Source organism: Lacibacter sp. (genome assembly GCF_035299325.1).
Lineage (GTDB): Bacteria > Bacteroidota > Bacteroidia > Chitinophagales > Chitinophagaceae > Lacibacter.
This window is the reverse complement of record NZ_DATGWT010000005.1, coordinates 118,138-132,153: the sequence shown is the minus strand read 5'-3', so window position 1 is coordinate 132,153 and position 14,016 is coordinate 118,138. Positions and strand designations below refer to the sequence as shown.

The window sequence follows — 14,016 nt, the reverse complement described above, 5'->3', positions numbered from 1 at the left end:
ACGTATCTTGTAAACAAACCAACTATTTGAATGTTGATTAAAACCTGCAATCTACACAGTAAAATCTGAATTTATGAACGTTGTCATCACTGGTGCATCAAGAGGAATTGGCAAAGCCGTTGCAGAAATTTTTGCGGCAAACGGGCATGCTTTGTATCTCAGTTCAAAAAGTGAAGTGGCGATCTATAAGACCATGGCAGAGATGCAGGACAAATATCCCCGTGTAAAAATCAAAGCCAAAGCAAGGGATCTCAGTAAACGTGAAGAAGTGGATAGTTTCGGAAAGTGGGTGCTCGATAACAGCTTTAATATTGATGTATTGGTGAATAACGCCGGCAATTTTTTACCCGGCAGTGTTTATAATGAAGAAGATGGTTTCCTGGAAGAAATGATCGCTACAAATCTTTACAGTGCCTATCATTTAACCCGTAAACTGTTGCCGCAAATGATGAAGCAAAGTCCGGTAACTGGTTCACGTGGACATATTTTCAACATGTGCTCTATTGCTTCACTTCATGCTTACAAAAACGGCGGTGCATACAGCATCAGCAAATATGCCATGCATGGATTCAGTAAAAACCTGCGGGAAGAAATGAAACCACATCTGATCAAGGTAACTTCTGTTTTCCCCGGCGCAGTCATGACCGATTCATGGGGTGATTATGATAATTCCGCCAAACGAATTATGGAAGCGGAGGATATAGCCAAACTGGTATATGCCAGTTCACAACTTTCGCCACAGGCTTGTGTGGAAGATATTATCATCAGGCCGCAGTTGGGAGATCTCTGACCGGCGATGAAATAATGGTTTGATGATTCGAATGAGGAACCACGAATTACACGAATCTACACGAACAGAGCAATTGGCCACAGATGAACGCAAATGAACACAGATTTGTCTCTTACTCGTAAGTAATTGCCCATTGAATACATCATTCGCATCAATTCAATCAAAAATTCAGCGGTTGTTTTAACATCAACTTACATCAGCGGCACCTGTTCAACGCCTCACTTGTTTTAATTTTGTCTGCTCATGTTGAAGCGCCGACTATATGGCTTTTGGATGATCAGTTTCCTGCTGTTTTCTTTTTGTACAACAGCGCAGGTGAAAATGTCTGTCATCCCCAGCAAAACAGTGGTGCAGCAAAACGAAAGCTTTCAACTGCAGTTTATGGTTGAAGGCGCAAGCCAGATCGATGATTTTACGCCACCATCCTTCCGCAATTTTGAACAGTTAAGTGGCTTTGATCAAACCAATGGATGGACATGGGTGAATGGCTCCCTTTCTGAATACATTACCTACACCATCACACTTCGACCAAAAATCAAAGGACGTTTACCTATTGCATCAGCCATTGTAAAAGCAAAAGGAAGAATTGCAACATCATCACCCATTGTCATTTTTGTAAAGGAAGCTGGTGCCACAAAACAAATAGAAGAGGAGCGACCTGATTATTACCTGATGCCGAATGAAAATCTGAAAGATAAAGTTGCAAAGAACCTGTTTATTAAAGCTACGATCGATAAAAACAGTTGCTACGTTGGTGAACCTGTGCTCGCCACGTTCAAATTATTTACAAGGCTCGATAGTGAATCGAAGATTGTTAAGCGACCATCGCTCAACGGTTTTTCTGTTGTGGATATGGAACAACCGGAAACAGGCATTTTTTCGAAAGAAATGTACAATGGGAAAATGTATAACTGTTATCTCATTCGTAAAGTGCAGCTGTTTCCATTGCAATCGGGATTGCTCACTATTGAACCCGTAGAAGTGGAGAATCTTGTACGAATGATCAGGGCAAGGGCACGCAGCAAAAAAGAAACAAATACCTGGCTTGATGCGGTGATGGAAAAAGTAAAAGAATCGGAATACAGCAATGGTGATGTTGTTCAGGAAACGATCATTTTAAAAAGCGATTCACTAAAAGTGAATGTGCTTGATCTGCCCGAGAAAAACAAACCTGAAAGCTTTGATGGAGCCGTTGGTAATTTCAGCATGGAAGCATCGTTGTTGAATAAAACGATTGCAGCAAACGATTATGCAACATTACGTGTGGTCATTAAAGGAAAAGGAAATCTGCCAATGATCACAGCACCAACTGTTCATTGGCCAAGCGGTGTTGATTCGTTTGATGCAAAGCTGAGCGAAGTGATCGATAAACATAATGCACCTATCAGTGGAGTCAAAACGTTTGATATTCCGTTTGCTGTTTCAAAAACCGGATTGTTCACTATCCCCAAGATCAACTTCACGTATTTTGATGAACAGTCGAAAACCTATCATACACTTTCAAGCGACAGTCTGCAGTTGAATGTAACCGCAGCAGTGAAACGAAAAACACCTGTGTTTAACGATGAGCCGATTGTAAAAGAAGGTTTGCCTCGATGGGTGTGGGTAGCAGGTGTTGGCAGTGGTTTGCTGGTATTGATCGCAGGTATATTTTTCGTTCAACACAAAAGAGAAAAGAAAGCACAGCAAAAAATGATTGTACCGCAACAGGTGGAAGAAGAACTCGAGCCGCAAAAAACAATGGATGCTTATTTGCAACCGGCAACTTTTGTATTACAAGGGCTTCATCCCAAACAATTCTACACATTGCTGTTGCAAGGACTGCAGGATTTTTTAATTGAACGATTAAACCTGCAAACAAAAACTGTGAGCAATGCACAAATTGTGCGTGAACTGCAACAAAAAAATTGGCCTGACCTGGCAACACAATTTCAACAACTGTCGCAAGCTTGTGAACTGGCTATTTTTAGTCCGATGGAAATTACAGATGACAGGGAACAGCTCATGCAGCAATCAAAAGAATTGATGCAGGAAGTTGATCAGCGTATTTAATTTCTTACATCGCTACTTTTAATCCAGGATCTGCAGGTATTGCATCTCCTTCCAATGCATGTGGTTTAAAGAAAAAGCCCATCCACAAAACAGATGCTCCAACAAATAACAAACCAGCGATCATTTGCCAACCGATCCAATTTGCCATGCCATGTGCATTAAGGATAGCAATGAGTGTAACGAGCATATAAATTAAGCGGAATAGCTCTAATGCAACTGCCCATTTTTTTGCACGAAGAATACCACCCCAGCCGATCGTCATCATAAAAATTCCTACAGTCATGATCAACCGTTCAGCAATGGTCAAAGGCATAGTGAGGTTAATGGCGATGAACATATAAACCAACCCTGCTGCAATTTGTGCAATGATGTAAGGCTTTGTATTGCGGAATTGTTTGCTGGAGAATTTCACCTGGTTATCTCTTGTGTACCCAACTCTTGGAAAAGCCTGTCCCACATTTTTTGGCCGCCAGCCCAATGGCATAAACCAGATGCGGATCTTATCCCACCAGCTATCGGCAGCTACTGCATCATCCCATAATTGTTTCCAGTATTGGATGTTAATGTAAATAGGGTCCCAGGTGCGTGGCGGATGTGTAACACCATAACACACTTCTTCTTTTTCTTCTTCAAACGAGCCAAACAGTTTATCCCAGATGATGAGGAACTCCGAAAAATTCTTGTCAAGATATTGTGTGTTTACACCATGATGTACACGATGGTGCGATGGTGTAACAAACACTTTTTCAAGGATGCCCATTTTTTTGATGATGCGTGTATGATGCCAGTAAGCGAGAAACAAATGCACGGCTGCCATGGAGTAGATCATCTCCGGTGAGTAACCGATCACTGCCAATATCCAATCGAAGAATAAGAACTGAAACATGCGTTGAGTGAAACTTGCACGAAGCCCAACTGACAAATTCATTTCTTCCGATGAATGATGTGGCATATGTGCTGCCCAGAAAATATTAATGGTATGACCCACACGGTGGAACCAATAGAAAATAAAATCCTGCAGTAGTAATAAGATCAGCAAACTGTACCAGGTAGCAGGAATTTTCCACGGTGCTACATTGTTGTAAAGCCATCCGTAAAAGTGATACACAAAAAAGAGGACAGCAAGATTAATACATTGGTTGCCGATGCCTGTTGCCAGATTCGCAACAGTATCCTGGAAACTGTAGTAACCATTTTTCTTTTTCACACAATACACAATTTCCAATAACAGCAACAGGATTGCCAGCGGTGATAAAAGTGCATACACATTCATAACAAAAGGTTTATCTAAAATTAGACAGCTTCTGTTTCTAATGCAATACCACGTAACGGTTGATATTTGCAGGCTTTGCCAAACATTTTATTGCTGTTGGCATAAACTGCGGTACTGGAAAAAATAATCCCGTTTGTTTTGCTTATCCTGCAATTGACACGCCGATCAACTTACCAATGCCGAAGGTGATGGCTGCAGCAATTAAACCAAACAACACCTGCCTGAAACCGGAGAACCAAACATTTCGTCCGGTGAATAAGGTAATAGCGGCGCCGATGAGGAATAAACCCAATGCACTCACCGCAACACTGATGCCAATGGCAGCAGCGCCTGTGGCAAACATAAACGGTGCAACAGGTATAACGGCACCAATGGCAAATAAGATGAAGGAATAAACAGCTGCTTCAACAGCCGAACCTTTTAATTCATCTGCATCAATTCCTAATTCTTCTTTCACCAACAGATCGTATGCCTTTGTTTTATCTTTCATTAATTCATCTGCCAGCACATATGCCTGCTGTTCATCAATTCCCTTTGCCATATAAATCAAGGCGATTTCTTTTTTTTCTCCTTCAGGATTAACTTCCAGCTCTTCCATTTCCAGTTGCATCTGGTTTTCATACAACTCCTGCGAACTTTTAACAGAGATCCATTCGCCCAATGCCATGGATAACGCACCGGCTAACAATCCTGCAAGACCTGCCAGTAAAACTCCCTCCTGACCATGTGTGGCACCTGCAATGCCCATTACCAGACTGAAGTTGGAAACCAATCCATCATTACCACCCAACACTGCAGCACGAATGGCGTTGCCACCAACAGAACGATGTCGCTTTTCAAAGCGTGAAATTTGTTTGCCGGATACTTCCACTTCTTTTTCTAAAATGGAACGAAGGATTTTTACATGCGTTGTTTCAGTACCTGTAATTTGCTCTTTGTTTTTCTTTTTGGTTTGAACGATTGCGTTGGAAATACTTTTCTCCGTATCCATCAATGCACCCAATACATAATCGTAACCAAACACTTTACCAATGAAGTTTAAGGTTTTTGCCCGCCACGATGGTTTGGGAAGAAGTGATGCATCGATCTTTTCTTTTGCAGCAAATGCAACGGCATGACTGTTTTCAATTTCACTCATTTGCCTGAAAACATTGGCAATTACCGGATCATCTTCATGCGTTGCCAGTTTATTGTAGAGAAAAGCAGCATCGATTTCGGTTTGAATATTTTTCAGGTTCATAGCTTAAGTTGAAGGATTAAGATAAGCAGAAGCGATCCAACCTGCGATGATGTTGATTGGCTGACGAACTGATTTTGAAAAGTCCTTACTCTGATAGCAGGGAACGACCGTAAGTGCTGAAGTGCTTTTTCCAGTTGGCAAGCGAAAAGCCGTATTCAAAATCACCCAGTTCATCCACATTCCGGTTAACATGTGCGGAACACCGATCGGTAAACACCACCAATGTTTTTTCCTGCAGGCTGAATTGTGTGGATTCAAGAGAAGTGTATAATTGACTTTCGAGGCAGTTGCTGTAAACCTCGATCATCTCTTCATAGTATTCCTTATCGTCCTTGCTGACAGTCGACCCCTTTTTATGTAACAGCTCTTTTGCTGATGTTATTTTCTGTTGCAGCAGTTCCTTTTTTTGTTTGTTCATTGCTTCAAGCAATAGCAATTTACCGGCAGGAGTGAATAAGTCTTCCAGTGTAAATTGCTTGCCCGTTTGCAAATCGAAATTGTAATACCGGGTGAAAGGTTCGCAATAAGCACCGCAACCTTCTGCAGAAACGCTGATGCTGAAAATGCGTTTGCTGTTATGCAATACGTCGTAAGAAATATCTGAAAGCCGGCCATAATTATTTTCTCCTCCCGGCCAGATATTTTCAAAAATGCTTTTTTTGATCTTGTTCCTGTCAACATCCAGGAAATCGCTGCACAATGTATTGTTGATGCGGGTAGAGATGCTGCTGTTTTTTGCTTTAATGAACGGAAACACATATTCCTCGGTTGTTCTAACCGGGTGCATTTCTTTGATCTCTTTCACAAGCACCTGACCAGTTGCCAGAAACGGAAGCAACAGGATTAAAAACGAAAACATTTTTCTCATGTATATGGCGGTTATATGTACACGTTGCTCAATTTAAGGAATATTAAGCTGTGATGCGCAAGTGCCGCCACCTGTCAATTTCATCAAAAAGCAAGCAAACGGTTTGTTACATTGCAGGAACGTTCATTCCAAAACTCAGTTACATGTTAAGTCGCATTACTCTTTTTCTTTTCATGCTTATAATAGCCAGCTCGCTTACTGCACAAAATGGCGATGCAGGTAAACTATATACCTTCATCAATCAATACAATGCTGATGCGCAAATGCTGCAACGGAAATATGTGATCAAACATTCGCCGGAGTATTTCAACCGTATGAAGCGGTTTTACACCGATTGGGTGGAGCGGTTAAAGAAACAACCCTTTTCTACTTATACAACAAGCGATAAGGTTGATTATTTGCTGTTGAAACGGAATATTCAAAAAGATCAGTCGCAATTGTTAGCCGATGAACAGCAATACACATCGCTGCTGCCGGCTATTCCATTTACCAAACACATCACTTCGTTTGAAGCAAAACGCAGAGTAGGTCAGCAGCAACCCGGTAAAGAAGTGGCGCAATCTTTTGTGCAACTGAAAGAGGAAGTGTTGCAAACCATGAAACAACTTGAAACAGGTGCTGCGTTATCTGCTCAACAGTTTCAACAGGCTTCTGTAACAGTAAGCGACCTGCGCAGGGCATTTAATGAAGCATTTAAATTTTATGATGGATACGATCCTCAGTTTACGAGCAATGCAAAACCATCTTATCTCGAAGCGGATACTACACTCGGCACTTACGTTGCGTGGTTAAAGAAAAAAGCAACGGCGGTACAACAGAAAGATGATGGCACTGGCATCATTGGAAATCCCATTGGCCGGGAAGCACTCATCCGTGATCTGCAATATGAAATGATCCCGTACACACCCGAACAAATACAGGCCATTGCCATGCAGGAGTTTGCCTGGTGCGATAAAGAAATGTTGAAGGCATCGCAGCAAATGGGTTTTGGAACCAACTGGAAAGCAGCATTGGAAAAAGTAAAAACAAATTATGTGGAGATCGGTAAGCAACCGGAGCTGGCGAAATTTCTGGCTGATGAAGCGATTCAGTTTATTGAACAACGTCAATTGGTAACCATTCCGGAAATGGCGAAAGAAGGATGGAGCATGCGGATGCTTACACCTGCTGAACAAAAATTTGCACCGTTCTTTTTAGGTGGCGCACAGATATTGATCGCATACCCCACAGAAGATATGAATGAAGCCGATCGTATGATGACGATGCGTGGCAACAACCGTCATTTCTCAAGAGCAGTGGTGCATCATGAATTGATTCCCGGTCATAACCTGCAGTACTATATGAACAGCCGATACAAACCGTATCGTAATCCCTTCCGCACTTCTTTCTGGGGCGAAGGTTGGGCGCTTTGGTGGGAGATGCTGTTGTGGGATAACAATTTTGCAACCACACCTGAAGATAAGATCGGTATGTTGTTCTGGCGCATGCACCGTTGTGCACGCATTATTTTTTCCATCAACTATCATACAAATAAATGGACGCCGAAACAGTGTATTGATTTTTTAGTAGATCGTGTTGGGCATGAACCTGCCAATGCAGAAGCAGAGGTGCGTCGTTCCTTTGCAAGCACTTATGGACCGTTGTACCAGGTAAGCTATATGCTGGGCGGACTGCAGTTTAAAGCATTGCACAAAGAACTGGTGGGCAGTGGTAAAATGACGAACAAAGTTTTTCACGATCGTATTTTGCAGGAGAACAGTATGCCTATTGAAATGGTACGTGCTGTGTTGATCAATCAACCATTAAAAGAAAATCATGTAACGGGTTGGAAGTTTGCAGGGGAGATGAAGTAGAAGCAACTTGTGAAATTTAACACGATCATCACGCCGAGGTTGGTGTCCTCACCAACCGTAAGATAGAAGTCGCAAGTGTGTCCTGCTTCCGCTAAGCAGCGCTCAAAAATGAGAGTTCAACCACATTGTATCGTTTGCTTTGGTTGTGTAATTCCAGAGTGTTTCATCGTCAATCTTTCCTTTGTAAAATATGCGGTTATTCTCTTTTTTAAAGCTAATGTTATAGTGCGAAAACACTTTCTCTATATTTTCTTGATGTTTTTTAGTAAGAGAGCTTGGGCATTTCACAAAGCTGCTGCCATTAAAACAGGTAGGAACATATTCCGTAAAGTCACTGCCAATACAGGAATGGAATAATATGATGAATGCAATAAGCGTAGAAGTATAGTTTTTCATTGATTTAAACTGCAAGACTCTTTGCCCTTATGTGTGTTCTTAATTTATTTAAAGATAAGAAATGTAAATAAGCTGCCATCGTTTGATGCTCAAGATAGCTCAAGCGTCAAAATGATTTTATATTCCCATAGTAAGTTCTATAAATAATGCAGTCAAATTGACTTGTAGTTAAGGGTAGCATAACGGGGTGTGCTGTTTGTTGCTCTGGAATAATTTTTACACGCTGATTGACTTTAAAGTCTATTTCGGTATTGCATCTCCATAGAATCCGGATTGTATCTTTTTCAGTTGTTTTTATTATTGTAAGAGATGCGGAGGTTAAAACTCCACAGCCAAAACTTGCTTTTGCATGATACAATACTTCACCACTAACTGTGTCTTGCAGGTTTATATATTGCCAATTATCTCTGCATTTGTTAGCAGCTGCAATTTCCTTCTTAGTTAGCTTCCTGTTTGTGCAACTAACAACCAAGATGCTGAATAGTAATATGGTGAATAGTCGAATCATCATTATCTCACCGCCACCGCAATCTTTGAATCAGCCGTTCCGTAATACAAAAACCATTTGTTCTTAAAATAAACCAGCCCTTCTACAAAACACACTTCGTTTACTTCGCCTACTCGTTCATAATCTTTATCGGGGCGAATGAAATTTGAATCAGTTCTGCTGATGAGTTTCCATGGTTCCTCTTTATCAAACAACGCTTGGCCCGCAGCGTAGGTAAACTTCGGTATACTGCTGTCACTGAAGTTGGCGGCATTGCTGCCGTTATAAATCAACAGAATGCCATCGTTTTGCAACAATGCATACGGACCGGGTTCTACCAACCTGCTGTCGAAATAACCCATTCGTGGATGCAGCACCGTGATCATCTTTTTGCTTTCTTCATTTTCAGCAACGGTCCAGTGAATGAGATCATCGGACGATGCCATGAACAGATCTGTATCGCCGAAATACATCCAGTACTTTCCATTGATCTTGGTGGCAACGATCTTCTCTCCGTTTTGTTTGGCAACAATGGCTCCCGATTTCGACCATACATCTTTGTACTTCTCATTATTCAATACCAAACCATGTTTGGTCCAGTTGCGCAGATCTCTTGATGTAGCCAAACAAAGCCTGGCCGTTTTTCCATCGTAGGATGTATAAGTAAGAATATAGGTTCCGTCTTCACTTTCCACCACACGTGGATCTTCCACACCCCCTTTCCATTCATAAATGTTCATGCTGTCGTTATCGGGAAAGAAAACCGGTTGCGGCAGTTTGGTAAAATGCAAACCATCATCACTTACTGCAAGACCAAGGCGTGAAGTCATATGTCTGTCCTGTGCACGATAGAGCAAATAAACCTTGCCATCTTTTACGACGGCTGATGGATTGAGCACATTCCGTTCTTCCCAGTTGACGGTTTGTTTGCTCACGGGGCAATTGAATTGTTGTGTTGAATCGGGCTGCAGTATAGGGTTGAGGCTATCCACTTTTACAAAGTTGAGCATGGCCCAACTGTTGGTTGCTGCTGCTTGCTTTGTTTGTTCAGTACAGCTATGGATAAGAATGCTGAAAAGGAAAATAAGAACCTTTTTCATGCCGGCAAGTTTACTGGAAGATAGGAAAAATGGGGATAGGGATTTGGAAGGCATTAATTATCGCAAACATTAAAAGCGTTAGTCCCCCTTTAAACTTTTTAAAAACTCCGATGAGCTTCCGTTCCAATAACACTTTTCACATCGATCGTTTTTAAATTGATGTTCGCAGTTTTGATACCCATACAAAATGTGCGAACACTCGGGGCAAAGATTATTCATTTTCGAGGTAGTTGAATAATATTCGCTGCGACATTCATCACAGATTGCTATTTTGTTTTTGTCCATCGTCATTCTAAAGATAGTAAATGTACACAGCCCGTCGTCGTTGGGTGTTATCACCAACGACACATGCATATGGCTGGGTTTAATTTGTTGTAATTTTTGCGGTTGGTCGGGAGACACAACCTCGGCGTGTTTTTTTAGATGATATTTAAACAGTGGCTGATGGGTCTTAATTGATTTTGTAATACTTAATCGATTGTGTTCGAGGTATAAAAACGGCTATTAATTTTTGTTTTATTGACAATGGCTCTAGGTTGCCATTTAGATATTTTAGACGGAACAGCATCATGCCAATTGTTTTCTGGAAGATTATAATGCAAATGAACCTGTATAGGAAAAGTATAAAAAAGATTAAAAAGTAACTAGTGTAAGCAGTAGAACCTATTAACCGTAAGATGATTTCTTTTGGTATAGTTATATAAACTAAAAAAACTATAAAAATTTCAACAGCAAAGTCAATTAAACTAGCCAGTAATCTTTGAAAATAAGAAGCCTCTATTTCAGAATTTTGTATATCAGATAATATTGAATCGGTATTTTCCATTTTGGCTTAGTTTGTGATTTTAATCTATTTAAAGATAAGAAATCTTCATAGTCAAGTATCGTTCGGTGTTCTTACCAACGACACATGTATATAGCTGGGTTTGATTTGTTATAATTTATGCGGTTGGTCGGGAGACGCAACCTCGGCTTGTTTTTTTACTCTGATACTTCAACAGCGGCTTAAGTATTCGCAATTAACTAAATGAGAGGAGGTCGCCCAAAAATGATAGTTCTGATTTTGTCTGCTATGGATAGTTTACTTCCGTCAGGAAGGAGGTTTTCAAACCCAAGCGACTTAAAGCTGACATATCTTACTTTCCAATTCTTATCATGTAGTTTCTGTTGCAGAGATTCAAGGATTAATGAGCGGTTCTTTATGGAAGTGTTCTTTAAATAGGGAGGTAAGGTTGATACTGCAGCTAGCTTTATAAAAAGATTCTCCGAATCGGTTTCTTTGTAAATCCGGTCAACAATCTTTTGTACAAATGGCCGTTGGTCATTTTCAATATATGTAAACTCTATCAGGTTGAATAACACACCGCTTGGATCATTGTAATTCTGAGCCTCTTCAAATATTTTATGTAAGATGTCAACATAAAATTGTCCCCATGTGTCAGTGTCTTTTGAAAGGGCCTCTAAAATAATTGGCATCGGCTCTAACTCTTCATCAAACAAGACAGGTTCAATGTCATGCCTGAATTTTTGCGGATTGGCATTCGCATGGTTAAGAATATCTTTGAGTAAAGCATCGGTTCCGGCTTCACCTAAATCCCAAAAGCCTTTAATTCTTTCGCCAAATAATTCTAAAAAATGGTTGGTCATTCATAAATATACTCAACCAATCTAATTTACAATATGAGGCTGTTGATATTCTTTATTCCCCCTCCACAAACCGATACCCAACCCCTCTTGCTGAGTGGAAATAAACAGGGTTACGACTGTCTTCTTCAAAATACTTGCGGAAGTTGAGGATGAAGTTGTCGATAGTACGAGTAGTAGGATATACGTTGTAACCCCAAACCACCTGCAGAATTTTTTCACGGGTTACTACTTCGTTCTTGTTTTCAATGAGCAGGTGAAGCAGCATGCTTTCCTTTTTGCTCAACTGTATTTTTTCGCTTTTAAAATTGATCGCTTCCTGTGCTTTAAAATCGATATGGTTATTACCGAAGCTGTAGCTTTCGCCAATGCTGTCTTTGTCCTGAATCTTTTTATTTTTCTCGATCAGCTTTTCAACACGGAGCAACAACTCTTCAAGATTGAATGGTTTGGTGAGATAATCATCTGCACCTTTCTTCAAACCAAGCACACGGTCGTGTGAAGTATTCTTGGCGCTAAGCATCAAAATCGGCACATCGTTCTTGCGTATACGGATACTTTCTGTTGCACTGATGCCATCCATCTCCGGCATCATCACATCCATAATGATTAAATCGAAATATTCATTCTCCACCGCTTTGAGAGCAGCCACACCATCACCGGCCGTCGTTACTTCATAACCTTCCAGCTCCAGATTTAATTTCAACGCATCCAGCAAATGCTCTTCATCTTCCACCAGTAAAATAGATGCTTTGTTTGTGGCCGACATATGTGTAGTGTTTAAAACTGAATTACAAAAATACTTCCACGTGGGGTATTGTTCATCACAAATATGTCACCATTGTGATCGGTAATGATCTTGCGGGTAAGGTATAAGCCAAGCCCGGTACCTTTTGCTTTACGTGTGTTTTCGCTTCCGGTACGGTAGAATTTTTCAAAAATTTTCTGTTTCTCTTCGTCAGGCACACCAGGTCCTTCGTCGCTTACTTTGATCTGTGTTGTTTCGTTATCATCCATCAGGTCGATATACACCGGGCTTTCCTTGGGTGCATATTTGAGTGCATTGTCGATGAGGTTGCTCAAAGCGATCTGGATCAACAGTTCATCACCTTCAATATACAGGTCTTTATCAGCACTGGCCTCAATGCGCCGGTTAGGGTAGCGGTTTTTATAATCGCTCACTACCGTTTCCACCACATCGGCCAGGTTTACTTCTTCGTGCTCACGCTGGAAATTCTTTTCTTCCATTTGCGAAGCAAGCAGAATATTGTTAGTGAGAATATTTAATCGATTGGTTTCGCTTAAGGCGCTCAACAAGAGTTTTTGTTGCTGCACTTCATCGAGCTTACGACGTAATACGGTTTCAATACTAAGACGGGTTGTGGCGATGGGTGTTTTTAACTCATGCGTAATGGCCATCATAAAATTCTGCTGCAGGGCCGATACTTCAATTTGTTTGCGAATGGAACGATACACAAACACGGCGCCTGCAAGGATCAATGCGAGAAAGGTAATGCCTTCGCCAATGTATTTTGCAGATTGTCGTTTCTGAAATAGCAGCGTTTCATCACGCAACACATCATATTGCGGATCGTCGAGTTTTAATTGGGCCAGTTTCAGGGCAGTCATGTCAGCACTCTGGCGTTCCAGTGAAATAAACCACCACACCAGTGCAGCAACTACATAAATTAAAAGGATCCAGAACCAGAACGAGAAATTGCGGAAACTATATACTTTGTTGGTATAAGCCATTATGATTTTGCTTTTTCAATACGTACACCGGCATTCATAACATGTAACAGCGGATTATCACGCATTGTTTGCTGTAACCTGATGGTATAAGTGCCCTGCCTCGTAAACCTGATATTATTGAACAGGGGATAACGCACTTCCCAGATATCGCTCATGCCCGTACCGATCCATTTACCTTCCTGGTCTTGCAGGGTTAATTCAAAACGTTCTTTTTGAAACGTACTATCGCCGGGTTGACGGGTAGAAAGAAAGAGCCAGATGTTTTTATAGGCATAAGCATCTGTATGACGCAACGTAACAAGTACATTATAAGTTGATACGGTATCGGTAATGTTGAATTCTACCTCGGGTTGAAAATCATAAGTCCATTGGTGCTTAGGGATCTCCGCATTTTTTTCAAATGCATCGATGGAACTGCAACTGCCCAGTAAAACGGAGAAAATAATAAGTGAACCGAAGAGGAATGAATGTGCAAGATTATGTAAGCGCTGCAATGGTTTCAAGCGAAATGTTTTTACAAATGTCAAATTCCAAATCCCAAATTCCAAATCCCCAATTTAA

General features: G+C 41.0%; 13 protein-coding genes. 3 read left to right on the top strand and 10 right to left on the bottom strand.

What is annotated here, in order from left to right; genetic code table 11:
- The first annotated feature begins 73 nt into the window (after positions 1–73).
- Positions 74–790 carry an SDR family oxidoreductase gene (locus VK159_RS04985; RefSeq protein ID WP_324229039.1) on the top strand — a complete coding sequence of 239 codons (717 nt, stop codon included), beginning with the start codon at positions 74–76 and terminating at the stop codon, positions 788–790.
- Positions 791–1,033: 243 nt separating this feature from the next.
- A complete protein-coding gene (locus tag VK159_RS04980; RefSeq protein WP_324229038.1) occupies positions 1,034–2,842 on the top strand; it encodes a BatD family protein in 1,809 nt (602 codons plus the stop codon).
- 4 nt (positions 2,843–2,846) lie between these two features.
- Here the strand turns inward: VK159_RS04980 and VK159_RS04975 are convergent, their stop codons facing one another.
- The 3 genes from VK159_RS04975 to VK159_RS04965 all read right to left on the bottom strand — a co-directional run bounded on the left by VK159_RS04975 (position 2,847) and on the right by VK159_RS04965 (position 6,223).
- Positions 2,847–4,115, bottom strand: a complete 1,269-nt coding sequence (locus VK159_RS04975; protein ID WP_324229037.1) for a sterol desaturase family protein — start codon at positions 4,113–4,115, stop codon at positions 2,847–2,849.
- Between the two features lie 142 nt (positions 4,116–4,257).
- Positions 4,258–5,355: a VIT1/CCC1 transporter family protein gene (locus VK159_RS04970; RefSeq protein WP_324229036.1), complete on the bottom strand. Its 1,098-nt coding sequence runs from the start codon at positions 5,353–5,355 to the stop codon at positions 4,258–4,260.
- Between the two features lie 85 nt (positions 5,356–5,440).
- The gene (locus tag VK159_RS04965; RefSeq protein WP_324229035.1) at positions 5,441–6,223 is read right to left on the bottom strand and encodes a hypothetical protein; all 783 of its coding nucleotides are present in this window, start codon (positions 6,221–6,223) and stop codon (positions 5,441–5,443) included.
- Positions 6,224–6,366: 143 nt separating this feature from the next.
- On the opposite strand from VK159_RS04965, the gene VK159_RS04960 reads away from it, so the two are divergent.
- The gene (locus VK159_RS04960) at positions 6,367–8,076 is read left to right on the top strand and encodes a DUF885 family protein (protein ID WP_324229034.1); all 1,710 of its coding nucleotides are present in this window, start codon (positions 6,367–6,369) and stop codon (positions 8,074–8,076) included.
- A gap of 102 nt (positions 8,077–8,178) precedes the next feature.
- Here VK159_RS04960 and VK159_RS04955 read toward each other — a convergent pair whose 3' ends face one another.
- From VK159_RS04955 to VK159_RS04930, 7 genes are all read right to left on the bottom strand, one after another.
- Positions 8,179–8,472, bottom strand: coding sequence for a hypothetical protein (locus VK159_RS04955; RefSeq protein WP_324229033.1), 294 nt, complete (start codon positions 8,470–8,472; stop codon positions 8,179–8,181).
- A gap of 510 nt (positions 8,473–8,982) precedes the next feature.
- Positions 8,983–10,059 (bottom strand): glycoside hydrolase family 130 protein, encoded by a 1,077-nt coding sequence (locus tag VK159_RS04950; RefSeq protein WP_324229032.1) that lies wholly within the window; start codon positions 10,057–10,059, stop codon positions 8,983–8,985.
- Positions 10,060–10,510: 451 nt separating this feature from the next.
- Positions 10,511–10,885 carry an RDD family protein gene (locus VK159_RS23660; protein ID WP_414672816.1) on the bottom strand — a complete coding sequence of 125 codons (375 nt, stop codon included), beginning with the start codon at positions 10,883–10,885 and terminating at the stop codon, positions 10,511–10,513.
- A 197-nt stretch (positions 10,886–11,082) separates the two neighbouring features.
- The gene (locus VK159_RS04945) at positions 11,083–11,706 is read right to left on the bottom strand and encodes a hypothetical protein (RefSeq protein WP_324229031.1); all 624 of its coding nucleotides are present in this window, start codon (positions 11,704–11,706) and stop codon (positions 11,083–11,085) included.
- A gap of 52 nt (positions 11,707–11,758) precedes the next feature.
- Positions 11,759–12,472: a response regulator transcription factor gene (locus VK159_RS04940; RefSeq protein WP_324229030.1), complete on the bottom strand. Its 714-nt coding sequence runs from the start codon at positions 12,470–12,472 to the stop codon at positions 11,759–11,761.
- 11 nt (positions 12,473–12,483) lie between these two features.
- Entirely contained in the window at positions 12,484–13,455 is a 972-nt protein-coding gene (locus VK159_RS04935; protein ID WP_324229029.1) for a sensor histidine kinase, read from the bottom strand.
- The gene (locus VK159_RS04930) at positions 13,455–13,958 is read right to left on the bottom strand and encodes a gliding motility lipoprotein GldH (protein WP_324229028.1); all 504 of its coding nucleotides are present in this window, start codon (positions 13,956–13,958) and stop codon (positions 13,455–13,457) included. The genes VK159_RS04935 and VK159_RS04930 overlap by 1 nt, the downstream gene beginning before the upstream one ends.
- Positions 13,959–14,016 lie beyond the last annotated feature (58 nt).

Bases quoted from the DNA above. Each gene is read 5' to 3' on its own strand.
- VK159_RS04935 (WP_324229029.1), bottom strand. From the start codon at position 13,455: ATGGCTTATACCAACAAAGTATATAGTTTCCGCAATTTCTCGTTCTGG.
- VK159_RS04940 (WP_324229030.1), bottom strand. From the start codon at position 12,472: ATGTCGGCCACAAACAAAGCATCTATTTTACTGGTGGAAGATGAAGAG.
- VK159_RS04950 (WP_324229032.1), bottom strand. From the start codon at position 10,059: ATGAAAAAGGTTCTTATTTTCCTTTTCAGCATTCTTATCCATAGCTGT.
- VK159_RS04945 (WP_324229031.1), bottom strand. From the start codon at position 11,706: ATGACCAACCATTTTTTAGAATTATTTGGCGAAAGAATTAAAGGCTTT.
- VK159_RS04960 (WP_324229034.1), top strand. From the start codon at position 6,367: ATGTTAAGTCGCATTACTCTTTTTCTTTTCATGCTTATAATAGCCAGC.
- VK159_RS04985 (WP_324229039.1), top strand. From the start codon at position 74: ATGAACGTTGTCATCACTGGTGCATCAAGAGGAATTGGCAAAGCCGTT.
- VK159_RS04955 (WP_324229033.1), bottom strand. From the start codon at position 8,472: ATGAAAAACTATACTTCTACGCTTATTGCATTCATCATATTATTCCAT.
- VK159_RS04975 (WP_324229037.1), bottom strand. From the start codon at position 4,115: ATGAATGTGTATGCACTTTTATCACCGCTGGCAATCCTGTTGCTGTTA.
- VK159_RS23660 (WP_414672816.1), bottom strand. From the start codon at position 10,885: ATGGAAAATACCGATTCAATATTATCTGATATACAAAATTCTGAAATA.
- VK159_RS04970 (WP_324229036.1), bottom strand. From the start codon at position 5,355: ATGAACCTGAAAAATATTCAAACCGAAATCGATGCTGCTTTTCTCTAC.
- VK159_RS04980 (WP_324229038.1), top strand. From the start codon at position 1,034: ATGTTGAAGCGCCGACTATATGGCTTTTGGATGATCAGTTTCCTGCTG.
- VK159_RS04965 (WP_324229035.1), bottom strand. From the start codon at position 6,223: ATGAGAAAAATGTTTTCGTTTTTAATCCTGTTGCTTCCGTTTCTGGCA.